The organism is Pseudomonas sp. CCOS 191 (assembly GCF_001007005.1).
Taxonomy (GTDB): Bacteria; Pseudomonadota; Gammaproteobacteria; order Pseudomonadales; family Pseudomonadaceae; genus Aquipseudomonas; species Aquipseudomonas soli.
The window spans coordinates 2332332-2355898 of sequence record NZ_LN847264.1 but is presented as its reverse complement, the minus strand read 5'-3'; the positions used below and the strand labels follow the sequence as shown (position 1 = coordinate 2355898).

Below are 23567 nucleotides of genomic sequence, written 5' to 3'. Positions count from 1 at the left end.
ACAACTTCGTCCAGGGAATCGAACGAGGAACTACACGATGGCTTACACCGTGATGATGGTATTCGGTACCCGCCCCGAAGCGATCAAGATGGCCCCCCTGGCCCGCGTCCTGCGCGACTGGCCCGAGGTCGACCTGCAGATCTGCTCCACCGGCCAGCACCGCGAAATGCTCGAACAGGTCCTCACCGCCTTTGGCCTCGAGGTCGACCAGGACCTGCAGGTGATGACCCAGAACCAGACCCTCAACGGCCTGGCCCGTGACCTGCTGGACAAGCTCGACCAGACCTATGCACAGGTCAGGCCCGATATCGTCCTGGTCCACGGCGACACCACCACCAGCTTCATCGCCTCGCTGGCCGCCTTCCACCGCCACATTCCCATCGGCCATGTCGAGGCCGGCCTGCGCACCGGCAACCTGCAGCAGCCCTGGCCCGAAGAAGCCAACCGACGCTTGACCGGCGTGCTCGCCGACCTGCACTTCACCCCCACCCGCGACTCCGACGCCAACCTGATCCGCGAGGGGGTGCCGCCCGAGCACATCGAGGTCACCGGCAACACGGTGATCGACGCCCTGCTGTGGATGCGCGACAAGCTGAACAAGGACAACTGGCGCCCCGCCGCCGACTCCCCGCTCAATGTGCTGCGCGACGACCAGCGCATGGTGCTGATCACCGGCCACCGCCGGGAGAACTTCGGCAGCGGTTTCGAACGCATCTGCCTGGCCCTGGCCGAACTGGCCCTGCGTTACCCGGACGTGCAGTTCCTCTACCCGGTGCACCTCAACCCGCAGGTGCAGCACGCGGTGTACAGCGTGCTCTCGGGCCGCGACAACATCCACCTGGTCGCGCCCCAGGACTACCCGCACTTCGTCTGGCTGATGAATCGCGCCCACATCATCCTCACCGACTCCGGCGGCGTGCAGGAAGAGGCTCCCGCGCTGGGCAAGCCGGTGCTGGTGCTGCGCAAGGTCACCGAGCGCCCCGCGGTGCTCAAGGGCGGCACGGTCAAGCTGGTCGGCACCCTCACCGAGCGCATCGTCCAGGAGACCAGCCAACTGCTCGACGACCCGGTCGCCTATGAACGCATGGCCCAGGTCTACACCCCCTTCGGCGACGGCCACGCCAGCGAGCGCATCGCCGAACGCCTGAGCCGCTGGTTCGCCGAGCAATCCGCCGCACGGGACAACGCATGAGCCTGGCCTTCATCGATTTCCTCACCTACGTCCTGTTCGGCCTGAAGATCCTTGCCATCATCCTGGCGACACTGATGTTCCTGCTGGGCCTGGACGATCTGTTCATCGACCTGTGCTACTGGGGCCGCAAGCTGATCCGACGTTTCCGGATCTACGACAAGTTCGACAAGGCCGACGAAAAGCGCCTGTTCGAAGTGCCGGAAAAGCCCCTGGCGATCATGGTGCCGGCCTGGAACGAGGTCGGCGTGGTCGGCGAGATGGCGCGCCTGGCGGCCTCGACCATCGACTACGAGAACTACCAGATATTCGTCGGCACCTACCCCAACGACCCGCAGACCCAGGCCGACGTCGACGCCGTGTGCCTGCACTACCCCAACGTGCACAAGGTGGTCTGCGCCCGTCCCGGCCCCACCAGCAAGGCCGACTGCCTGAACAACATCATCGACGCCATCCTGCGTTTCCAGCAGGACGCGCGCATCGAGTTCGCCGGTTTCATCCTGCATGACGCCGAGGACGTCATCTCGCCCATGGAACTGCGCCTGTTCAACTACCTGCTGCCGAACAAGGACATGATCCAGATCCCGGTGTACCCCTACGCCCCGGAATGGAAGGGTTTCACCGCCGGCCACTACGTCGACGAGTTCGCCGAGAACCACGGCAAGGACGTCATCGTGCGCGAGGCGCTCACCGGCCAGGTGCCCAGCGCCGGGGTCGGCACCTGCTTCAGCCGCCGGGCGATCAGCGCGCTGCTGGAGGACGGCGACGGCATCGCCTTCGATGTGCAGAGCCTCACCGAAGACTACGACATCGGCTTCCGCCTCAAGCAGAAAGGCATGAAGTGCATCTTCGCCCGCTATTCCATCACCGACCCGGCGCTGGCCCTCAAGCAGCAGTGGCGCCCCGGCATGAGCCGCGAGTTCGCCCAGGTGATCTGCGTACGCGAGCATTTCCCCCGTGACTGGCAGCACGCCATCCGCCAGAAATCGCGGTGGATCGTCGGCATCGTGTTCCAGGGCACCAGCAACCTCGGCTGGAGCCGCAAGGGCGCGCTCAACTACTTCCTCTGGCGCGACCGCCGCGGGCTGTTCGCCTACTTGTTGAGCTTCCTGGTAAACCTGTTGCTGCTGGTGCTGCTGGCGATGTGGCTGGTCACGGTGATCGCGCCGGAGTCGTGGCGGTTCATGTCGATCCTCAGCGACAGCACGCTGCTCAGCACCTTGCTGTGGCTCAACGGCTTGCTGCTGTTCAACCGCCTGTTCCAGCGGTTCTGGTTCGTCACCCGCTACTACGGTGTCTTCGAAGGCCTGCTCTCGGCACCACGGATGATGTGGAGCAACTTCGTCAACTTCTTCGCCAACCTGCGCGCCCTGCGCCAGGTGATGGAGATGGGCGATTCGCGGCGGGTGGCCTGGGACAAGACCACCCACGAGTTTCCTGCCCTCGCCGCGCCGGCACGCACCCCGCTGGGCCATCGCCTGGTGGAGAAAGGCCTGATCAGCGAAGAACAGCTGGAGCAGGCCATCACCAGCCCGGTACGCCGACGTCTCGGCCGCGAGCTGCTGCTGCGCGGCTGGCTCACCAGCGAACAGCTGGTCGAGACCCTGGCCGAGCAACTGGACCTGCCCTGGGCACCGCTCAATCCGTTCAAGATCGCCCCGGCGCTGATAGCCAAGCTGCCGCGCAAGCTCGCCACCCACTACGGCGTGCTGCCGGTGGACGAAGACGGCGACACCCTGGTGCTGGCCAGCGAAAGCCCGGTCAGCCAGGTCTCGCTGGGGGTCATCAGCCGCCAGCTCAAGCGCCCGGTGCGTGCCCGCCTGGCACCGCAGGGGCGCGTGACCCTGGGCCTGCGCTATCACTACCCGAGCCCTTGGCAGAAACCCGAGACCCGCGAAATGCTCGAGGTACTCGAACGCCACCAGGACGATGCCGCGCTGCTGGAGAGGGTCGGTACCCACCAGGTGATGCTCGGTTCGCTGCTGCAAGTGCGCGGCATGGTGCCGGTGACCCTGTTCAACCAGGCCCTGATCGACTTCAACCCTGAGCAGCAGAGCCTGGGCGAACACCTGATCGCCCGCGGCATCATCACCGAGGAGGTGCTGCAGCAAGCCCTCGCCGAGCAGGCCAGCGAACAGCAGGCCGCCTACGACCTGACCCGGGAGGTGGCATGACGCCCCGTCTTTCCCTGACCATCGCCAGCCTGCTGCTGTGTTCTTCCGCCCTGGCCGCGCCGACCAAGCCGATGACCGACTTCCAGCGCTTCACCAGCTACCCGTTCATGGAGCGTGGCTACCGGGAGGCGCAGAAGGACAATTGGGCCGAGGTCGAGCGCCTGACCCGCCACGTGCTGGGGCGCGTGCCGAACAACAACGAGGCCCGCGCCCTGCTGGCCGAAGCCCTGGCCCATCAACGGCGGTACAAGGAAGCCCAGGCCATTGCCGAAGACCTCGACGACAATCCCGAACACGCCGATGCCCTGCTGGAACTGCGCCTGACCTGGATCGAACAGGACCCGCCGGCCGCAAGCCAGGTGGAGGCCTGGCTCGCCGACAGCCAGGGCCAGCAGCGCGTGCGCCTGTGGCAGGCCTACAGCGTCAGCCTGGCCAAGTTCGGCGGCGCGGCCAAGGCCCTGGAGTGGCTGAACCATCTGCCGGTACGCGACGATGGCATGGTGCTGCGCATGACCCGGGCCAACTTCGCCGAGCAGTTGCGCAACTGGGGAGAGACCATCGACCAGTTGCAACCGCTGGCCGACAAGGGCGAACTGCCGCCGCAGGACTGGCAGCGGCTGGCCAACGCCTACATCCAGCAGGTCGATGAAAAAGGCCTGAACAAGCTGCTGGCCAGCGCGCCGTCCCAGGAAGCGGCGACCCACGCCCGCCTGGCCATGGCCAACCGCGCCATCGCCATGGGCCACAACCAGCAGGCCGAGCGTTGGTTGCAGAGCCTGCCGGCCGATCAACTGCAACATCCCGAACAACGCCAGCAACTCTGGGAGCTGGCCCGCGAAGGTGACGACGCGGCGCTGGTGCGCCAGCTAAGCAACGAACTGCAGCGTCCGTGCCTGGAGACCGTCGACTGGCTGTCGCACAAGGACCTGAAGCTGGCACGCGAGCAGCTCGGTCAGTGCGAGGCCCACGACAATCCGCGCAGCTACGCCATCCTCAAGCAGCGCCTGTACGGCGAGCCCGCTCAACCGCCACAACCGCGCACGGCGGCGCAGTGGGAACAACGCTACCGCCAGACCGGCGACCTCGCGGCGCTGGAGCAAGCCACGTTCATGCTGCTCGAGCGTGGCCAGACCGAGCATGCCCGGCAGTTGCTGGAGAACGCCTACGACCGCCGCCAGGGCCGATTGACGCCCTCGCTGCTGCAACGCCTGGGCAATCTCTATGCGCGCAACGACGGCCCGCTGGACGGTCCACGCATGCTCGCCCTGGTGCCACGGGTCGATGCCGTCACCCGTGGCCAGCTACTGGGCCGCCTGGCCGAAGCCGGCCAGTGCGACGCCGTGCGCAAGGCCATCCCGGCCACCCCGGTCGAAGCCGGGCAGTATCGCGCCCTGGGGCGCTGCGCCATGCCTGATCAGCCAGGCGAAGCGGTGGTCTACTACCAGGCCGCCGAACGCCTGGGCGATAGCGCCAGTCGCCTGCCCCTGGCCTACGCCCTGGAAGCCTCCGGCGACTCCCAGGCGGCGCTGCCGATCTGGAACAGCCTGCCGGCCAGCGCCTGGACCGACAATGCGCGCCTGACCGCCGCCCGTGGCGCGCTGAACGCCGGTGACGCCGACGCCGCCCGCCGCCACTGGGATGCGGCGGCGCACCAGAGTGCCGACGACTGGGCGCTGGGCGCCGCCATTGCCCAGCGCCAGGGCGACGCCCAGCAGGCCCTGGCCTTCCAGCGCGAAGCGCTGCGCCATACCCCGCGCGCCGATCACTACTACGCTGCCGCCGGCACCGCCCAGCAGGCCGGCGACAGCGCCCAGAGCAGCGCCTGGCTGGCCGAGGCCGTGCGCCTGGCGCCGGACCAGCCGCGCTACCGCGCCGACTACGGCATGCGTCTGGCGGGCTCGGCGGACAAGCAGCAACGCCGCCAGTCCATACCCTACCTGGAGCGCGCCAGCCGCGACTTCCCCGAGGACTACCGCGTGGGCGAAACCCTGGCCCTGCGCTACGACGAGGTCGAGGACAGTGCCTCGGCCCGCCGCGAGCTGCGCCGGGTACTGGACGTGGAGCGCAACCTGGTCGACGGCGACGACGAATACGGCAGCCTGGAGGCGCGCAAGTACCGCCAGCGCCGCGCCCATGAAACCTTGTCGCGCCGCGACAGCATCACCCTGGCCAGCACCTGGTCGCCAGCCGGCACCTCGACCAACGACAAGTTCCTCGACGACGGCGCGCGCGCCGGCAGCTCACGCAGGGCGCAATCGCAGAACGTGCAACTGGCGATGTGGGACCACGCCCTGGGCGAGGAGCCCAGCCGCAACGGCAGCACCCTGTCGGTGTATGGACGCGTGCTGTTCGGTGGCCAGAGCCGCACCGACTACGCCCAGAGCATGGGCACCGGCGTCGGCCTGCGCTACAAGCCGCTCGGCCAGGCCAACCTCAACCTGTACGCCGAGCTTTATCACCAGCGCCAGATCGACAGCACGCACTACAGCGGCCTGAGCCTGGGCGAACTGCTCAGCCCGGCCAAGGTCGGCGGCAACTGGGGCGACCTGCGTCACAACGCCGAATCGAGCAACGACCTGCTGCTGCGCGCCACTGCTTCGTTCCTCGATCAGGGCAAGTACCGCAACGACTGGCGTATCGACGAGGACGACTGGGACGAGCGCTTCCTCTACCTCGACGCCGCCTGGTGGACCCGTGCCGGCGACCATGCCTGGCTGTCGCGCTTCCAGCAGGGCCATGCGTGGAAACTGCCCAGCCAGTCGCCGCAGACGATCATGCCCTACGGCTTCCTCGAGTTTTCCAGCCAGGACCCGAGCAACGACTGGCGCCAGGACGCCCGCGCCGGGGTCGGCGTGCGCTGGCAGTGGTGGTTCGACGACGACCGCTACAACGCCTATCGCGGCTCGCTGAAAGTGCGCGCCGAGTACCAGCAGGCACTGGGCGGCAACCTCTACGAACGCGGCAACGGCGTACTGCTGGGTGTGGAGATGAACTTCTGATGCGTAGTTTCCTGGCTCTCTGCCTGCTGATCCTGTGGCTACCCGCCCAGGCCGACCAGCGCCTGTTCTACCAGCCGCTCAACCGTGATGCCAACATCACCACCGCCCAGTGGCAACAACTGTGGCGCGCCACCAAGGCCGAGGGTGGCAAGACCCTGATCGTGCAGTGGAGCGCCTACGGCGACAGCGACTTCGGCGGCGCCAACGGCTGGCTTGCCGGCAGTCTGCGCGAGGCTCAGGCCCAGGGGTTGGAGCTGGTGCTGGGGCTGTACATGGATCCGGCCTACTACCAGCGGCTCGAACAGCTCGATAGCGAAGGCCTGAACAGTTACTTCAAGGCGCAGCTCGGTCGTTCCCTCACCCAGTATCAGCAGCTCAAGGCCAACTGGACGCTGCCGGTGTCCGGCTGGTACCTGCCGCTGGAGCTGGACGACCTGCACTTTCGCGATGCGGCCAGGCGCGATGCGCTCTACGCACAATTGCAGGCGTTCAACCGGCAACTGGACAAGCCCCTGCATATCAGCGCCTTCAGCGCCGGTCAGTTGTCGCCACGGATCAATGGCGCATGGCTGGATCAGCTGGCGAGCCTTGGCCTGCACGTGTGGTGGCAGGACGGCGCCGGCACCGGTCGCCTGGCGCCGCTGGTGCGCCAGGGTTATGAACAGGCCCTGCCCTGCCGGGTGGGTATCGTGCGCGAGGCGTTTCGCCAGGTCAGTCAGCCTGGGCAACCGTTCCGCGCGGAACCGGCGCAGCCGGCGCTTAGCGGAGGTTGCCACGCCGAGGCCGTGTTCGCCTTGCGCTATCGGCCTTGGGCAAAGAACATACTGTTGCGGGAATGATTGACCGTCGGAGGATCCGCGCTCTTGGACGAGAACAGCATGGCTGATGGATCAACTCACCTTTCACACTAAAAAGGGTTTGTACTGAAAGTCGCCGAGCGCAGATCAGGCAAGGCGAAAACAGACGAGGAACAGTCAAAGTCGCGCTCGACTTTACGGGTTGTAAATGAGCATTCCGAGCCTGTTTTCAACGCAGCATAGTCGTTGCGCAGGCACTTTTCGTAAAAGCCTAAAACTTCCTCTTTATCGAAGGTGTTAACAGAGGAAATCTACTCGCGTTACCCAAATCTGCTTTAGTGTGACGTTGAGGTCCCTTTGGCGTCGGACCGATTTCTGACTCAATCTGGAGGCTGGAGGATTGCCCTGGCGAAGCTGACCGTTTTCTGACACGGCCCTGCGGGGTGTCTGGCTGATACGCAGGCTGCTCGCTATCAATTATGTGCCGGCCAATATTTTCAGGAGATGACGCCCGTGCGTTTTGGGCTTGTTGAGAGTTAACATCCCTAACTCCCTGAACAGTACTTGCTACTATAGAGATAGCTGTTAGCCCCGACACGAACGTCCTGAGATGTGGCAAAGCTGGATTGTCAACCCCGACATCCAGTAAACCTTGGGCAAAATTACCAAAAACCCCTGCAACCTGCGAAGTTAACAAAGAAACTTGCAGCCATCTTGGAACGTTGACTCCCCGTCGACTCATTACATTCCAGACAACAGCTGGCCCCAATACACCAACAGTATTTACCAGATACGTGAAGACCGACTCAAGTGACGGTACGTCACTCATTATACTGCCATAAAAAGTTGCACCCCACTCTTCGAAACGACCACTTCGATCATGCCGACCTATCGGATTCCCGGTGACGTAAGCGTAGCTATTTATTCCTGCGCGACCAAACGGACTAAACCCGACATCCGGTGAATGAAAACGCATGATCACAGGATTGTAAACACGGTAGCCATTACCGAGGAAATACCAACCGAAATCAGACTCGCAGTACTGGCCAATGAACCCTGTTCGTGGCGCACTTTCCAACTCCTTCCTATGGCCATAAGGACTATACTGAATTTCCTTTCTGCCCATTCCAGACTGAGCGACAATGATACTCTGGGCATGATCACCGGCGAGGAGCTTTTTAGTCTGCATCATCAAGTCACCTAAAAGAGTTTTCACCTGCAGCATTAAAACCAATAACAGTCGAAACGGACTGCCTGATCGAACTCGCAAAAGACCAAACACCTTGAATACTCGACACGGATGTTTTTTGCATATCTTTAGCACGTTGCTCGATAAGTTCCAGACTCTGCGGAGACTGCGTATTCATCCATCTTGTGATACGGATTCTCACAGCATAAATTTCTCTGCTGACATTCTCCAGCGAATACATCATATCCACAATATCGCAGTAACTATTGTTACTTCCAGGCGCTGTACGCGACACACGCGTCTTCGACATCTCGGCTGCGTGATTCAAGTCATTGTTGACAGCCACCTGCAACTCGCCTTTTTTTTGAACAAGCCCTTCTGCCTTCTGATACAAGGTGCTCAAATAACTAGGTAGCGCTTCAATCGGAGCAGCGGTGACCACCTTCAGTACTTGCGCTACAGGAGCAGCGCCTTCCTCATAGATAGTGGCCAAACCCGGAGGCCGGCTGACCTTGCCACGCGTCCGGCCAGTACGGTCCTGCCAGTTCACCGGATCCAAACCACAGTAGGCATAAGCATTGATCCCGCCACGATCAAACGGACTCAACCGATCGGGTGAGTGAAACACCATCAGTTGCGGATTGTAGGCCCGATGACCGTTCCCTAGCAGGAACAGCCCATCTGCCTCTTTCCTCTGACCATTGAACGCCAATGAGGCATGCGCTGAGCCGTTGCGCCGCACCCTGTCAAAACCGTGCCCGAACGCAGCATAGGCATAATCGAGCTGCATACTCGCGGTATGGCAACGCACCACTGAGCCTTGAATATCGACGCCCAGCAACTTCACTTTGCCGTTGTTCGAAAGTCCGTTCGTCTCGATCATGCCGTACGTAGAAGGTGCTGGTGGTTTGACTGACTATGGGTCCGCTACCGACTCTTCACAACTGATAGAAATGACAGGTAATCGTCGAACCGTTGTCGGTCGGTGAAAAACGACTACCCTCAGCGATTGAGTCGCCGTGCGCTTGCCTGTGCAAACACCAACGATGGGTGCGCCCAGCATGGCCAGCCAGACCCAAGGATCGCCCCTGCAACCATGTACAAGACCCTCGAAGCCCACATCCGCCAACAGGTCGCCCCCGCCGCCCTGCGTGCCGAGTTCCGCCAGCACGAATTCGAGGCCATGCGCCGTTTCTGCCTGCTGATCTTCTGCATCGGCATTGCCATCTGGCTGGTCTTCGACCTGATCGTCAGCTACCTCGGCGGCCAGGGCTTCACCTGGCTGTCCGGGGTGTTCATCGCCTTGCTGTGCAGCCTCACCGTGGTCCTGGGTTTCACCCGCAGGAGCCAGCATTTCGACGTGCTCAACCTGCTGTTCGTGGCGGTGATCACCCTGGCCATGCGCCTGGTGATCGAGGGCATCCCCATCGCCCTGCGCCCGGTATGGCTGGTGCTCGGGGTCTCCACCGTGCTGTACACCGTGTCGGTGCTGCCGGTGCGGCGCTGGTCGTTCTTCTGCGCCATGGGCATCACCTGGGTCATGCTCAACCCCTTCTTCCACACCCGTATCGAAGCCCTGGAGCTCGAAGGCGCGATGCTGATCAGCTACGCGGTATGCCTAAGCGGCCTGGTGATCTACAGCTACCTGCGTATCCGCCAGGCCAAACTGCACAACTTCTACCTGACCAAGGTACTGCTGGAGCAGGCCTATATCGATGCGCTGACCGACATTCCCAACCGTCGCTCGTTCATGGCCAAGGCCGAGAAGCAGCTGCAACAGGCCGGCGAACAGTACCTGGCGATGATCGACATCGACAATTTCAAGCAGGTCAACGACCGCTTTGGCCATGACATCGGCGACGAAGTACTCAAGCGCGTGGCGGCGCACATAAAGGCAGCGATGATCGGCTACGAGATCGCCCGGTTGGGCGGCGAGGAGTTTGCGATCTTCTTCCAGGGGCTGGATGAAACAGGCGCCGAGCAGCAAGTTGCGAGGCTGTGCCAGCGCGTGCGCGAGGACCTCGGGGCACACCCGGTGACCATCAGTATCGGCCTGGCCCGGATCGATAGCGGCGATACCCTGAGCACGGCGCTGATCCGGGCGGACCAGGCACTGTACGAAGCCAAGCATACGGGCAAGGACCGCTTCGTCCGGTGGACTACCCGGCTGGCAAGCGAATCCTGAACTGCGCCCCACCCAACGCCGATTGCGCCACCGTCAGCGTGCCGCCCTGCCCTTCGATGGCCCGCCGGCTGATCGCCAAGCCCAAGCCGAAACCACCCGTGTTGCGGTCACGGCTGCGGTCCAGGCGGTAGAACGGCTGGAAGATCCGCTCACGTTCCTCGACCGGGATGCCGATGCCGTCGTCCTCGACTGTCACCAGACAGGCGCCATCCTCTTCCAGGCGCAGGCGCAGCAGCAGGCTTTCGTCGCAGTAGCGCATGGCGTTACGCACCAGGTTCTGTACCGCGCGGGCAGTCAGTCGCGGATCGAGGACGAAGCGTGGCAGGTCGGCGTCGCATTGCACCTCCCACTGGATGCCGCGATCATCGAGTTCTTCGGCGAAGCCACCGAGCACGCTGTCCACCAGCTCGAGCAACGACACCTCGACCCGCTCGCGGGCCTGGTCGGCGCTTTCCAGGCGGCTGTAGGACAGTAGCTCAAGCACCAGCTCGTCCAGCTCGCGCACATGGCCCACCAGCCCCAGCAGGCGTTTGCGGCTGGCCGGCGGCACCTCGTCGAACAGCAGCACCAAGCCGAAGTCCAGGCGTGTCAACGGTGTGCGCAGCTCGTGGGACACCGCGTTGAGCAGTTCACGCTGCTGGTTGACGTGGCGCTCCAGGTCGCTGGCCATGGTGTCGAACACCCCGGCCAGCTCGCCGATGTTCGAGCGCGGCGAGATATGCGTGCGCTCGGACATCTCGCCGCGCCCCAGGCGCCGGGCGGTGTCCTTCAGGCGCTCGAGGTCGCGCCAGTGCGGCCATACCCACAGCAGCAGGCAGCCAAGCATGGCCGCGCCGATCAGCACGGTCACGCCCCAGGACAACACGTTGATGTCCAGCGGATCGTCCGGCGAGTGCAGGCGCACCAGCCAGTCCTGGTCCAGCGGCGCCAGCGCCGTTTCGTAATAGCCCCAGTCGGCCATGCGCACCACATACAGGCCATGTTCGAGCCGGGCCTTTTCCTCGCTGCTCAGCTCGGCGTCGTCCATGCGCAGCAAGCGCACCTCCAACGGCTTGAACGCCGCGGCCAGTTCCTTTTCCACCGTCGGCCACTGCTCCCGCGGGGACTGCTGGAACTGGCGCACGATCAGGGTCTGCACGCCCTTGGCCTGGTCGAGGTTGTAGGCCATGAAGCGATCGTGAAACAAACCGACGATGGTGTCGGGAATCAGCGCGATAGCCCCGGCATAGGCGACGATGATCACCAGGTACAACCGCACCAGGATCTTCAGCATGGCGTATCAGTACTCCCACTCGACGCGGCTGAACAGGTAGCCCTTGCCCCACACGGTCTTGATCTTGCGCGCTTCACCTGCGCTGTCGTCGAAACGTCGGCGCAGCTTGGAGATGGCCACGTCCACCGAACGGTCGGTGCCGTTGAATTCGATACCGCGCAATTGCTGGAGGATGCGGTCACGGCTCATCACCTCGCCGGCGTTGCGCGCCAGCACCACCAGCAGGTTGTACTCGCCGCTGGACAGCTCCACTTCTTCGCCGCGCCAGGTGACCGTGCGCTCGGCCAGGTCGATGCACAGGCCGCCGATCTGGATCAGGTCGCAATCCAGGCGCGGCTCGTTGACGCTGCTGCGACGCAGCAACGTGCGCACCCTGGCCAGCAGCACGCGGGGCTCGCACGGCTTGGTGACGTAGTCGTCGGCGCCCATCTCCAGCCCCAGCACCTGGTCGTGGCTGTCGTCGCGGGCGGTCAGCATGAGGATCGGCAGGCTCTGCGTTTCCTGGCGCAGCAGGCGGCATACTTGCAGGCCGTCCAGGCCCGGCAGCATCAGGTCGAGGATCACCAGGTCCGGTTTCTGCCGGCGGAATTCGTCCAGCACATGGTCGCCGCGGGCAATCACCCGGACATGGAAATCGTTGCGTTGCAGGTAGCTGGCGATCAGTTCGGACAACGCGCTGTCGTCTTCGACCAGGAGAATGTTCGGCATAAGGGGATTTGACGAAAGATTGAAGTAAGGCAGGATATAGAATCCCGGGCGGGCCACCGCCGATTGTTCACACTTTTTCACACACGCCCAACACAGCTTAACAGCCGCCACCCGAACGGCTGCTTTAGCATACGCTGGATCAAACCTGGAAGATCCGTATGTCCACGCTCCGTGCTTTGCGCCTGCGCCCTCTGGCGCTGCTGGCGCTGATGACCCTTTCCCTGGCCGCTTGCAACGATGCCGCCGAGCAGGAAGAAAAGGCCCCGCCCTCTCAGGTCCGGGTCGAAACCCTTGCCGTGCAGCCGCTGGCCATCAGCACCGAACTCAGCGGCCGCATCCTTGCCCCCCGCACCGCCGAGGTGCGCGCCCGGGTGGCCGGGGTGGTGCTCAAGCGGGTGTACCGCGAAGGCAGCGACGTGAAACAGGGCGATGTGCTGTTCCTGATCGATCCGGCGCCGTTCAAGGCCGACTTCGACAGCGCCCGCGCCACCCTGGCCAAGGCCGAGGCGACGCTGTACCAGGCGCGCCTGCAGGAGCAACGCTACCGCGAACTGGTCGACGACAAGGCCGTCAGCCGCCAGGAGTACGACAACGCCCGCGCCGCCTTCCTCCAGGCCGACGCCGCGGTCGGCGAAGCCAAGGCGGCGCTGGAACGCGCGCGCCTGAACCTGGGCTACGCCACCGTCACCGCACCGATCTCCGGGCGCATCGGCCGCGCCCTGGTGACCGAGGGCGCGCTGGTCGGCCAGAGCGAGACCACGCCGCTGGCCATCATCCAGCAGTTGAACCCAATTCACGCCGACGTCACCCAGTCGACCCGCGAACTCAACGCCCTGCGCCGCTCGCTGCGTGCCGGCGAGCTGCAGCAGGTGGGCCGCGACCAGGTCAAGGCCACGCTGATCCAGGACGATGGCAGCGCCTACCCGCTGGCCGGCAAGCTGCTGTTCTCCGATATCAGCGTCGACCCAAGCACCAACCAGATCACCCTGCGCAGCGAGTTCCCCAACCCGGACCTCGACCTGCTGCCCGGCAGCTATGTGCGCGTGCGCCTGGACCAGGCCGTGCAGCCCCAGGGCATCAGCGTGCCGCAACGCGCCATCCTGCGCGACAGCGCCGGTGTGCCCAAGGTGCTGCTGGTCGACCACCAGGACCGCATCAGCGAACGCCAGGTGACCCTGGGCAGTGCCCAGGGCGACCGCTGGATCGTCATCGAGGGCCTGGCCCCGGGTGACCGCGTGGTGGTCGAGGGCCTGCAACACGTCAAGGCCGGCGACCAGGTGCAAGTCGACGAACAACCAGGCGCCACCGCAGTCGCCCAACACAACGGCCAATGAGGGCCTGATCCATGCCGCAGTTCTTCATCGACCGCCCGGTGTTCGCCTGGGTGGTGGCCTTGTTCATCCTCCTGGTCGGCGCCCTGGCCATCCCGCAGTTGCCGGTGGCCCAGTATCCCGACGTGGCCCCGCCGCAGGTGGAAATCTACGCCGTCTACCCCGGCGCCTCGGCGGCGACCATGGACGAGAGCGTGGTCAGCATCATCGAGCAGGAGCTCAACGGTGCCGACAACCTGCTCTATTTCGAATCCCAGAGCAGCCTGGGCAGCGCCACCATTACCGCCAGCTTCCAGCCCGGCACCAACCCGGACATGGCCCAGGTGGACGTGCAGAACCGCCTCAAGGTGATCGAGTCGCGCCTGCCGCGCCCGGTCACCCAGCAAGGCCTGCAGGTAGAGAAGGTGTCCACCGGTTTCCTGTTGCTGGCCACTCTCACCTCCGAGGACGGCAGCCTCGACGAGATCGCCCTGTCGGACATCCTCGCGCGCAACGTGATGAACGAGATCCGTCGCCTCAAGGGCGTCGGCAAGGCGCAGCTGTATGGCTCCGAACGGGCCATGCGCATCTGGATCGACCCGGCCAAGCTGGTCGGCTTCAACCTCACGCCCAACGACGTGGCCGAGGCCATCGCCGCGCAGAACGCCCAGGTCGCCCCCGGCAGCATCGGCGACCTGCCGAGCCGACCGACCCAGGAGATCACCGCCAACGTGGTGGTCAAGGGCCAGCTGAGCACCCCCGAGGAGTTCGCCGCCATCGTCCTGCGCGCCAACACCGATGGCTCCACGGTCACTGTCGGTGACGTGGCGCGGGTCGAGATCGGAGCCCAGGAATACCAGTACGGCACCCGCCTCAACGGCAAGGCCACCAGCGCCTTCAGCGTCAAGCTGTCGCCCGGCGCCAACGCCATGGAAACCGCCACCCTGGTCAAGCAGAAGCTCGACGAGCTGGCACGCTACTTCCCGGCCGGGGTGAAGTACGACATCCCCTACGACACCTCGCCCTTCGTCAAGGTCTCGATCAAGCAGGTGATCAACACCCTGCTCGAGGCCATGGTGCTGGTGTTCGCGGTGATGTTCCTGTTCCTGCAGAACTTCCGTTACACGCTCATTCCGACCCTGGTGGTGCCGGTGGCGCTGATGGGCACCTTCGCGGTGATGAACGTGCTGGGTTTCTCGGTCAACGTACTGACCCTGTTCGGCATGGTGCTGGCCATCGGTATCCTGGTGGACGACGCCATCGTCGTGGTGGAAAACGTCGAGCGGATCATGGCCGAGGAAGGCCTGCCGCCCAAGGAAGCCACGCGCAAGGCCATGGGCCAGATCAGCGGCGCCATCGTCGGCATCACCCTGGTGCTGGTGGCGGTATTCCTGCCGATGGCCTTCATGCAAGGTTCGGTGGGGGTGATCTACCAGCAGTTCTCGGTGTCGATGGCGGTGTCGATCCTGTTCTCGGCGTTCCTCGCCCTGAGCCTGACCCCGGCCCTGTGCGCCACCCTGCTCAAGCCGCTGGAGAAAGGCGAGCATCATGAGCGCAAGGGCTTCTTCGGCTGGTTCAACCGCCGCTTCGAAGGCATGAGCAACGGCTACCAGCGCTGGGTGACCCACGCCCTGGCCCGCAGCGGTCGCTACCTGCTGGTGTACGCCGCGCTGGTCGGCGTGCTGGTGTACGGCTTCAGCCAACTGCCCACCGCCTTCCTGCCCACCGAGGACCAGGGCTACACCATCACCGACATCCAGCTGCCGCCGGGCGCCAGCCAGGCACGCACCATCGAGGTCGGGCAACAGATCGAGGCGCACAACGCCGAAGAGCCCGGCGTGGCCAACACCACGCTGATCCTCGGCTTCAGCTTCTCCGGCAGCGGGCAGAACGCGGCGCTGGCCTTCACCACGCTCAAGGACTGGTCCGAGCGCGGTGGCGACGACAGCGCGCAGTCGATCGCCGAGCGCGCCACCCTGGCCTTCACCCAGCTCAAGGACGCCATCGCCTACGCGGTGCTGCCGCCGCCGGTGGACGGCCTGGGCGAGTCGACCGGTTTCGAGTTCCGCCTGCAGGACCGCGGCGGCATGGGCCACACCGGGCTGATGGAAGCTCGCGACCAACTGCTGGACGCGGCGCGCAAGAGCAAGGTGCTGGTCAACGTGCGCGAAGCATCGCTGGCGGAGAGCCCTCAGGTCGAGCTGGAAGTGGACCGCCGCCAGGCCAACGCCCTGGGCGTGTCGTTTGCCGATATCGGCGCGGTGCTCGACACCGCGGTGGGCTCGAACTACGTCAACGACTTCCCCAACCAGGGCCGCATGCAGCGGGTGGTGGTGCAGGCCGAAGGCGACCGGCGCAGCCAGGTCGAGGACCTGCTGAAGATCCACGTGCGCAACAGCAGCGGCAAGATGGTGCCGCTGGGCGCCTTCGTCAGTGCCCGCTGGCAGTCCGGCCCGGTGCAGCTGACCCGCTACAACGGCTACCCGGCGGTGTCGATTTCCGGCGAGCCGGCGGCCGGCTACAGCTCGGGCGAGGCCATGGCCGAGATCGAGCGCCTGGTGGCGCAGCTGCCGGCAGGTGCCGGCCTGGAGTGGACCGGCCTGTCGCTGCAGGAACGCCTGTCCGGCAGCCAGGCGCCACTGCTGATGGCACTGTCGCTGCTGGTGGTGTTCCTGTGCCTGGCCGCGCTGTACGAAAGCTGGTCGATCCCCACCGCGGTGCTGCTGGTGGTGCCACTGGGCGTGCTCGGCGCGGTGCTCGCGGTGACCCTGCGCGGCCTGCCCAACGACGTGTTCTTCAAGGTCGGCCTGATCACCCTGATCGGCCTGTCGGCGAAGAACGCCATCCTGATCATCGAGTTCGCCAAGGACCTGGTGGACCAGGGCGCCGATGCGGCGGACGCGGCGATCCAGGCCGCGCGTCTGCGCCTGCGCCCGATCGTGATGACTTCGCTGGCGTTCATCCTCGGCGTGGTGCCGCTGGCCATCGCCAGCGGCGCCAGCTCGGCCAGCCAGCAAGCCATCGGCACCGGGGTGATCGGCGGCATGCTCAGCGCCACCTTCGCCGTGGTGTTCGTGCCGGTGTTCTTCGTCGTGGTGATGCGCCTGGCCGGGCGCGGCAAGACCAAGGCGGCGCAGGTGGCCACCCACCAGGCCTGACTGGACAAGCCCTGCGGTAAATGGGAGGGTTCCCGGCATTGACTGCCCGGAACCCTTTTTCATGCCCGACGTTCTTCCCCCCTGCTCCATCCTCATTCTTGCCGGCGGCCGTGGCCAGCGCATGGGCGGGCGCGACAAGGGGCTGGTGCCCTGGCGCGGCGAGCCGTTGGTGGCGCATGTGCGACGCGCCGTGCGGGCATTGAGCGATGACCTGGTGATCTCCTGCAACCGCAACCAGGCAGCCTACGCGATCTACGCCGACCAGCTCGTCACCGACGCCGAAGCGGACTTTCCCGGTCCGCTGGCCGGCGTGATCAGCGGACTCAGGGCAGCCCGGCACGAGTGGGTGGTAGTGCTGGCCTGCGATGCGCCGCGCATCGACCGGGCGCTGGTCGAGGACCTGCTGCGCCTGGCCGTGGCGCATGACAGCGCGGCCATGGTGCGCCAGGGTGGGTATTGGCAGCCGATGTTCAGTGTGTTGCCCCGGCGCGTGTTGCCATTGCTGGAGCAAGCCTGGCAGGCGGGTGAGCGGAGTTTGCAGAAGGCCTTGCTGCAGGCGAACGTGCAGGGATTGGCATGTGCCGAGGACGATGCGCGGTTGAGCAACTTCAACAGTCCGGACCTGTTGCGCGATTAACGCTCGCCTGTTCGGACCCTTTCGCGGGGCAAAAAAAAGGCCCCAAGGCAGGGACACCTGGGGCCAAGCGGTTGGATTTCCCAACCAAAGGAGGCATTTCAACCTTGGGCCGGCCAGCCACCGCCCAAGGCACGGAACAGATCGACCAGTGCCAGCTGGCGCTGGGTGCTGGCCTGGATGAACGCTGCTTCGTTGACATAGCCGTTGCGCTGCGCGTCCAGGTAGCGCAGGTGGTTGTCCACCCCGCCCTCATAGCGCGCCTTGGCCAGCGCCACGGTCGCCCGGCTGGTGTCGGCCAGGGCACGCCGCGCGGCTTCCTCGCGGCGCAAGGTATCGGTGGCGGCCAGGGCGTCGGCCACTTCGCGGAAGGCGCTCTGGATCGTGCCTTCGTAAGCGGCCACCGCCGAATCCTTGCGTGCCTCGGCCAGGCTCAGGCCGGCCTTGTTGCGCCCGGCGTCGAACAGCGGCAGCGACAGTTGCGGCATGAACGTCCAGCTACGCGAGCCGCTGTCGAACAACCCGGACATCTGCGCGCTGGAGGTGCCGAAACTGCCGGTCAGGCTGATCCGCGGGAAGAACGCCGCCCGCGCCGCGCCGATATCGGCATTGCGCGCCCGCAGCCGGTGCTCGGCGGCGAGGATGTCCGGGCGGCGCTCGATCAGCGACGACGGCGCGCCTGGGGCGATGTCCTGCAGGACCATCGGCGCCTGCGCCCGCTCGGCAGGAATCGACTTGGCCGCCTCGGCGCTGCCCAGCAGCAGCACCAGGGCGTTGTAGGCCTGGCGCTGCTCGCGCACGATGCCTTCCAGCTCGGCCCGTGACTGCTCGACCAGCCCCAGCGCTTCCTGGTGGTCCAGCGCCGTGGCCGTGCCGGCGCCTCGTCGCTGGCCGACCAGGGCCAGCGAGTCCTCGCGGCTGGCCAGGGTCTGGCGAGTCAGCGTCAGGCGCCGTTCAGCACCGTCCAGGGTCAGGTAGGCCTGGCTAACTTCGGCGATCAGCGCGATGCGCGCGGCACGGCCGACTTCCTCGGTGGCCAGGTACTGCTCCAGCGCCGCATCGCTCAGGCTCTTGACCCGACCGAACAGGTCCACTTCGTACTCTGGCAGCGACAGCCCCACCTGGTAACTGCTGCTGACCCCTTCCCTGCCGCTGTTCGACAGGTCCGCCGGCAGGTGCTGGCGGTTACCGGAGGCACCGGCATTCAGGCCTGGTACCCGATCGGCCCGCTGGATACGGTATTGCGCTCGGGCCTGCTCGATGTCGAGCAGGGTCTGACGCAGGGAGCGGTTGTTGTCCAGTGCCGTGGTGACCAGTTGACGCAAGGCCGGATCGACGATGAACGCCTGCCAGTCCAGCTGCTCCACCGACTTGCCATGATGGCCGGCGGCATCGCCCCAGGCAGCCGCCACCGGCGCCTCCGGGCGCTGGTAGGTCGGTGCCAGGGAGCAGCCGACCAGGGTAACGGCCAGCGCGAACGGGAGTGCACATTTACCCATGACCATCACTTCGTCACCTCGACAGCGTGTTGCACAGGGGCCGGCTTGCGCTTGAGCAGCTTCAGCACCCAGACGAAACAGATCGGCACGAACACCACGCCCAGCAGGGTGGCGCTGAGCATGCCGCCAATCACCCCGGTACCGATGGCGCGCTGGCTGGCCGCGCCGGCGCCAGTGGCGATGGCCAGGGGCACCACGCCGAGGATGAAGGCCATGGAGGTCATCACGATCGGGCGGAAGCGCAGGCGTGCGGCTTCAATGGCGGCGTCGCTCAAGCTGTAGCCCTTCTCCCACAGTTCCTTGGCGAACTCGACGATCAGGATGGCGTTCTTCGCCGCCAGGCCAATGATGGTGATCAGGCCAACCTTGAAGTACACATCGTTGGGCATGCCGGTGAGCAATACCGCCCAGACCGCGCCCAAGGCGCCGATCGGCACGATCAGCATCACCGTCAGCGGGATCGCCCAGCTCTCGTACAGCGCCACCAGCAGCAGGAACACCACCAGGATGGCCAGGGCGAACAGGCCGGCGGCCTGGCCACTGGAGACCTTCTCCTGATAGGACAGGCCGGTCCAGGCATAGCCGATGCCGGGTTGCAGCTCGCCGACCAGGCGCTCCATCTCGGCCATCGCCTGGCCAGTGCTGTAGCCGGGTGCGGCGTCGCCGGCGATACGAATCGACGGGTAGCCGTTGTAGCGCACCAGTTGCACCGGCCCTTCCTCCCACTGAGTAGTGGCGAAGGCACTGAACGGCACTTGCTCGCCGCGGGCGTTAGGTGCATACAGGCGCAGCACGCTTTCCGGGGTCATGCGCTCGCCCTGCTCGGCCTGCACCACCACGCGCTGCTGGCGCCCGGCATTGGTGAAGTCATTGATCACCGCCGAACCGAAGGCGGTGGCCAGCGTGCTGTTGATCGACTCGAAGTTCACCCCCAGGGCGCGGGCCTTGTCGCGGTCGATCTTGACGCGCAACTGTGGTGCTTCTGCCAGGCCTTCCATCATCGCGTACAGGAACACCGGGTTACCGTTGGCGCGGGCCAGCAACTGGTCACGGGCCGCCAGCAACGCTTCACGCCCCAGGCCGCCACGGTCCATCAAGCGCAGGGCGAAACCGCCGGAGTTGCCCAGGCCGTCGATCGGCGGCGGCATGACCGCGGTGATGGCACCGTCGCCGTTGACCGCGAAGCGCTCGTTGGTCGCGACGATTTCGTCTGCCGCCGATTGGCCCTTGCCGCGTTGCGACCAGTCCTTGTAGGTCGGGAAGGCCAGCGCGGCATTCTCACCCTGGCCCGAGAAGCTGAAACCGGTCACCACGATCGAATTGGCCACTGCCTCGCGAGACATCAGGAACTGCTCGAGCGCTTCGGCGGTATGGTCGGTGCGCACCCGGCTGGCGCCAGGCGGCAGTTGCACGTCGACGATGCCGTAGCCGAGGTCCTCGGCGGGCACGAAGGCCTCCGGGACGCGCAGGTAGGAATAACCCAGCACCACCAGGATGCCGACATAGGCGAGCATCCAGCGCCCGGCACGGGCCACCAGTGCACTGTTCATCAGCGAATAGCGCTCGGTCACACGGGCGAAGCCGCGGTTGAAGGCACCGAAGAAACCGCCTTTCTCGTGGTGCCCATGGGCCACAGGTTTGAGCAGCGTGGCACACAACGCCGGGGTGAAGGTCAGGGCCAGGAAGCCGGAGAACAGGATCGATACAGCCAGCGACACCGAGAACTGCTGGTAGATCACCCCCACCGAACCGGACATGAACGCCAACGGCAGGAACACCGCCGCCAGCACCATGGTGATACCAATGATCGCCCCGGAAACCTGCCCCATCGCCTTGATGGTCGCTTCCGCCGGCGACAGCCCTTCCTCGGCCATCAAGCGCTCGACGTTCTCCACCACGACGATGGCGTCGTCCACCAGGATACCGATGGCCAGCACCATGCCGAACATGGTCATCATGTTCACCGAGAAACCCAGCAGCTTCATGACCATCAGCGTGCCCAGCAGGCACACCGGCACCACGATCGACGGGATCAGGGTGTAGCGCACGTTCTGCAGGAACAGGAACATCACCAGGAACACCAGCACCATGGCTTCGATCAGGGTGTGGATCACCTTCTCGATGGCCACGTCGACGAAGCGCGAGGTGTCGTAGGGTACCGAGTATTCGACGCCCTCCGGGAAGAACTGCGACAGCTCGGTCAGGCGTTCCTTGACCAGGGTCGCGGTTTCGATGGCGTTGGCGCCCGGTGCCAGCTGCACCGCGGCGACCACGGCGGGCTTGCCGTCCAGGCGTGCCGAGAGGTTGTAGTTCTCGCTGCCGATGGCCAGGCGCGCGACATCGCCAAGGCGCACGCTGGAGCCGTCCGGGTTGGCGCGCAGGACGATGCCGGCGAAGGCCTCGGGGGTTTCCAGGGTGCCCTGCACGGCCAGGGTCGCGGTCAGTTCCTGCTCGCTGGCGCCAGGCGTGCTGCCGAAACTGCCGGCGGGTACCTGGACGTTCTGGCCGCGGATGGCGTTGCCGATGTCGTCGATGGACAGGCCGTAGCCCACCAGCTTCTGCGGATCGACCCAGACCCGCATCGCCGCCTCGGAGGCGAAGAACTGCAGCTTGCCCACGCCGGTGACGCGCAGCAGCTCGTTGTTGATGTTGCGCGCGGCATAGTCGGCCAGGCTGGTGACGTCGTCACGGCCACCGGTGGCACTGGTCAGGGCGTACATCAGCAGGAAGCCGGAACTGGCCTGCTCGACCTTCAGGCCTTGGGTCAGCACCGCCTGGGGCATGCGTGCCTCGGCCTTCTTCAGGCGGTTCTGCACGTCGACCTGGGCCATGTCCGGGTCAGTGCCGGGCTGGAACGTCACCATCACCTCGGCCACGCCGTTGGAGTTGTTGGTGGACTCGTAGTACAGCAGGCCCTTGGCGCCGTTGAGCGACTCCTCGATGATGCTGGTCACCGACTCGACCATCACCTTGGCGGACGCGCCCGGGTAGACGGCATTGATGGAAATCTGTGGCGGCGCCACGCTGGGATACTGGGCCACCGGCAACGCCGGGATCACCAGCAAACCGGCCAGGGATATGAACAGCGCCACGACCCAGGCGAAGTTCGGCCGATTGATGAAGAACTTGGACATCTCGCTTCCCTCGCCTTAGTGTGCCGCGGCCTGTTGCGCCTGGGCCGGCTGCACCGGCATGCCCGGGGCAAGACCGGCCGGGCCGCCGACGATGACCTGGTCACCGGCGCGCAGGCCCTCGGTGATCTGCCAGCGCGAGCCGTGCATCCCGCCGGTGCGCACGCTGCGTGCCTCGGCCAGGTTGCCGGTGCCGACCACCAGTACCCGCGCCGCGCCATCGCTGCCGCGCTGCACCGCGCGCTGCGGCACCAGGATGGCCTGCTGGTCGGTACCCTGCGGGGTGCGCACGCGCACGTACATGCCCGGCAGCAGGATGCCGTCGGCATTGTCGAAACGACCGCGCAAGGTGACCTGGCCGGTGCCACGGTCGACCGCCACGTCGGTGAACATCAGCGCGCCCTGGCGCTGGTAGTCGGTGCCTTCCACCTGGGCGGTCAGCGCCTTGTCGTCGCCAGCGCCGAGCGCGCCGTCCTTGAGGGCCTGACGCAGACGCAGGGCTTCGGCGGCGGACTGGGTGAAGTCGACGTAGATCGGATCGAGCTGCTGGATGCGCGCCATCAAGGTGGCGTCGCCCTGCCCGACCAGGGCGCCTTCGGTGGCCAGGGCGCGGCCGATGCGGCCGGAGATCGGCGCGGTGACCGTGGCATAGCCCAGGTTCAGGCGCGCGGTCTGCACGTCGGCCTGGGCCGAGCGCACGGCCGCCTGGGCGCTGCGCAGCTCGGCGCTGGCGGTGTCGAAGTCCTGCTGGCTGACCGCCTCGATCTTGACCAGCGGCTCATAGCGCTTGACCCGTGCCTGGGCCTCCTGCTGTACCGCCTGGGCCCGCGCAAGGTCGGCCTCGACACGCGCCAGGGCGGCCTTGAACGGTGCCGGGTCGATCTGGAACAGCACATCGCCGGCCTTGACGTCGGCGCCTTCCTCGAAACGTTTGTGCAGGACGATGCCGGCCACCCGGGCACGCACCTCGGCCACCCGCATCGGTTCGACCCGGCCCGGCAGGGTCGAGGCCAGGGCCAGCTGTTCGCTGGCCAGCGTCACGGTCTCCACCGGAAATGCCGTTTCAGTCGCGGCCTGCTGTTCTTCAGCCGCTCCGCAGCCGGCCAGTGCTACCGCCACTGCCAGCCAGCTGACCATCCCTATTGCACGCAAATTGCTCATGAACTCACCCGAGCCGTTAACTAAAATTGGCGCGAATGGTACTTACACATTCGATTTGAGTCAATTTAGTCTCATTTGAAGTTTTTTTTGAAATGTTGTAATCACCCTTCCGGTCGTCGGCTGAGCGCAGCCTGGCCCCATGGCAGGCGTCAAATGAACA

At 65.4% G+C, this 23567-nt stretch carries 15 protein-coding genes; 8 read left to right on the top strand and 7 right to left on the bottom strand.

The genetic code is table 11. The annotated features are described in order from the left end of the window. Positions 1–37: 37 nt before the first annotated feature. Genes wecB through CCOS191_RS10815 form a run of 4 tightly spaced genes read left to right on the top strand, consistent with a single transcriptional unit; the run spans position 38 to position 7201 of the window. Positions 38–1192: a non-hydrolyzing UDP-N-acetylglucosamine 2-epimerase gene (gene wecB, locus CCOS191_RS10830; RefSeq protein ID WP_046855195.1), complete on the top strand. Its 1155-nt coding sequence runs from the start codon at positions 38–40 to the stop codon at positions 1190–1192. Beyond that, positions 1189–3363 carry a cyclic di-3',5'-guanylate-activated glycosyltransferase NfrB gene (gene nfrB, locus CCOS191_RS10825; protein ID WP_046855194.1) on the top strand — a complete coding sequence of 725 codons (2175 nt, stop codon included), beginning with the start codon at positions 1189–1191 and terminating at the stop codon, positions 3361–3363. The genes wecB and nfrB overlap by 4 nt, the downstream gene beginning before the upstream one ends. Then, a complete protein-coding gene (locus CCOS191_RS10820) occupies positions 3360–6362 on the top strand; it encodes a phage receptor (RefSeq protein WP_046855193.1) in 3003 nt (1000 codons plus the stop codon). The genes nfrB and CCOS191_RS10820 overlap by 4 nt, the downstream gene beginning before the upstream one ends. Continuing rightward, a complete protein-coding gene (locus CCOS191_RS10815; RefSeq protein ID WP_046855192.1) occupies positions 6362–7201 on the top strand; it encodes a DUF4434 family protein in 840 nt (279 codons plus the stop codon). Before CCOS191_RS10820 ends, CCOS191_RS10815 begins: the two co-directional genes overlap by 1 nt. Before the next feature lie 229 nt (positions 7202–7430). On the opposite strand, the gene CCOS191_RS27200 is transcribed toward CCOS191_RS10815, so the two are convergent. Together CCOS191_RS27200 and CCOS191_RS27195 are read right to left on the bottom strand one after the other, a co-directional pair. After that, on the bottom strand, positions 7431–8351 hold the full coding sequence (locus CCOS191_RS27200) for an RHS repeat-associated core domain-containing protein (protein WP_231867483.1): 921 nt from the start codon (positions 8349–8351) through the stop codon (positions 7431–7433). A gap of 4 nt (positions 8352–8355) precedes the next feature. Then, the gene (locus CCOS191_RS27195) at positions 8356–9231 is read right to left on the bottom strand and encodes an RHS repeat-associated core domain-containing protein (protein WP_082120394.1); all 876 of its coding nucleotides are present in this window, start codon (positions 9229–9231) and stop codon (positions 8356–8358) included. 213 nt (positions 9232–9444) lie between these two features. On the opposite strand from CCOS191_RS27195, the gene CCOS191_RS10810 reads away from it, so the two are divergent. Then, the gene (locus CCOS191_RS10810; RefSeq protein WP_046855191.1) at positions 9445–10533 is read left to right on the top strand and encodes a GGDEF domain-containing protein; all 1089 of its coding nucleotides are present in this window, start codon (positions 9445–9447) and stop codon (positions 10531–10533) included. Here the strand turns inward: CCOS191_RS10810 and CCOS191_RS10805 are convergent. Further along, the gene (locus tag CCOS191_RS10805; protein ID WP_046855190.1) at positions 10508–11806 is read right to left on the bottom strand and encodes an ATP-binding protein; all 1299 of its coding nucleotides are present in this window, start codon (positions 11804–11806) and stop codon (positions 10508–10510) included. The two genes, CCOS191_RS10810 and CCOS191_RS10805, sit on opposite strands and share 26 nt — an antisense overlap. Before the next feature lie 6 nt (positions 11807–11812). After that, positions 11813–12514: a response regulator transcription factor gene (locus CCOS191_RS10800; protein WP_046855189.1), complete on the bottom strand. Its 702-nt coding sequence runs from the start codon at positions 12512–12514 to the stop codon at positions 11813–11815. Positions 12515–12672: 158 nt separating this feature from the next. Between CCOS191_RS10800 and CCOS191_RS10795 the strand changes: the two genes are divergently transcribed. The 3 genes from CCOS191_RS10795 (at position 12673) to mobA (ending at position 17619) form a co-directional block, all read left to right on the top strand. Continuing rightward, positions 12673–13848: an efflux RND transporter periplasmic adaptor subunit gene (locus CCOS191_RS10795; RefSeq protein ID WP_046855188.1), complete on the top strand. Its 1176-nt coding sequence runs from the start codon at positions 12673–12675 to the stop codon at positions 13846–13848. 11 nt (positions 13849–13859) lie between these two features. Beyond that, positions 13860–16982, top strand: coding sequence for an efflux RND transporter permease subunit (locus CCOS191_RS10790; RefSeq protein ID WP_046855187.1), 3123 nt, complete (start codon positions 13860–13862; stop codon positions 16980–16982). A 61-nt stretch (positions 16983–17043) separates the two neighbouring features. Then, on the top strand, positions 17044–17619 hold the full coding sequence (mobA, locus tag CCOS191_RS10785; RefSeq protein ID WP_046855186.1) for a molybdenum cofactor guanylyltransferase MobA: 576 nt from the start codon (positions 17044–17046) through the stop codon (positions 17617–17619). A 98-nt stretch (positions 17620–17717) separates the two neighbouring features. Here mobA and CCOS191_RS10780 read toward each other — a convergent pair whose 3' ends face one another. The 3 genes from CCOS191_RS10780 to CCOS191_RS10770 are packed head-to-tail and all read right to left on the bottom strand — an operon-like array spanning position 17718 to position 23407. After that, on the bottom strand, positions 17718–19121 hold the full coding sequence (locus CCOS191_RS10780) for an efflux transporter outer membrane subunit (protein ID WP_046855185.1): 1404 nt from the start codon (positions 19119–19121) through the stop codon (positions 17718–17720). After that, positions 19121–22249, bottom strand: coding sequence for an efflux RND transporter permease subunit (locus tag CCOS191_RS10775; protein ID WP_046855184.1), 3129 nt, complete (start codon positions 22247–22249; stop codon positions 19121–19123). Before CCOS191_RS10775 ends, CCOS191_RS10780 begins: the two co-directional genes overlap by 1 nt. 15 nt (positions 22250–22264) lie before the next feature. Further along, complete coding sequence (locus CCOS191_RS10770; RefSeq protein ID WP_046855183.1) at positions 22265–23407, bottom strand: MexC family multidrug efflux RND transporter periplasmic adaptor subunit; 1143 nt, start codon at positions 23405–23407, stop codon at positions 22265–22267. Between the last annotated feature and the right edge of the window lie 160 nt (positions 23408–23567).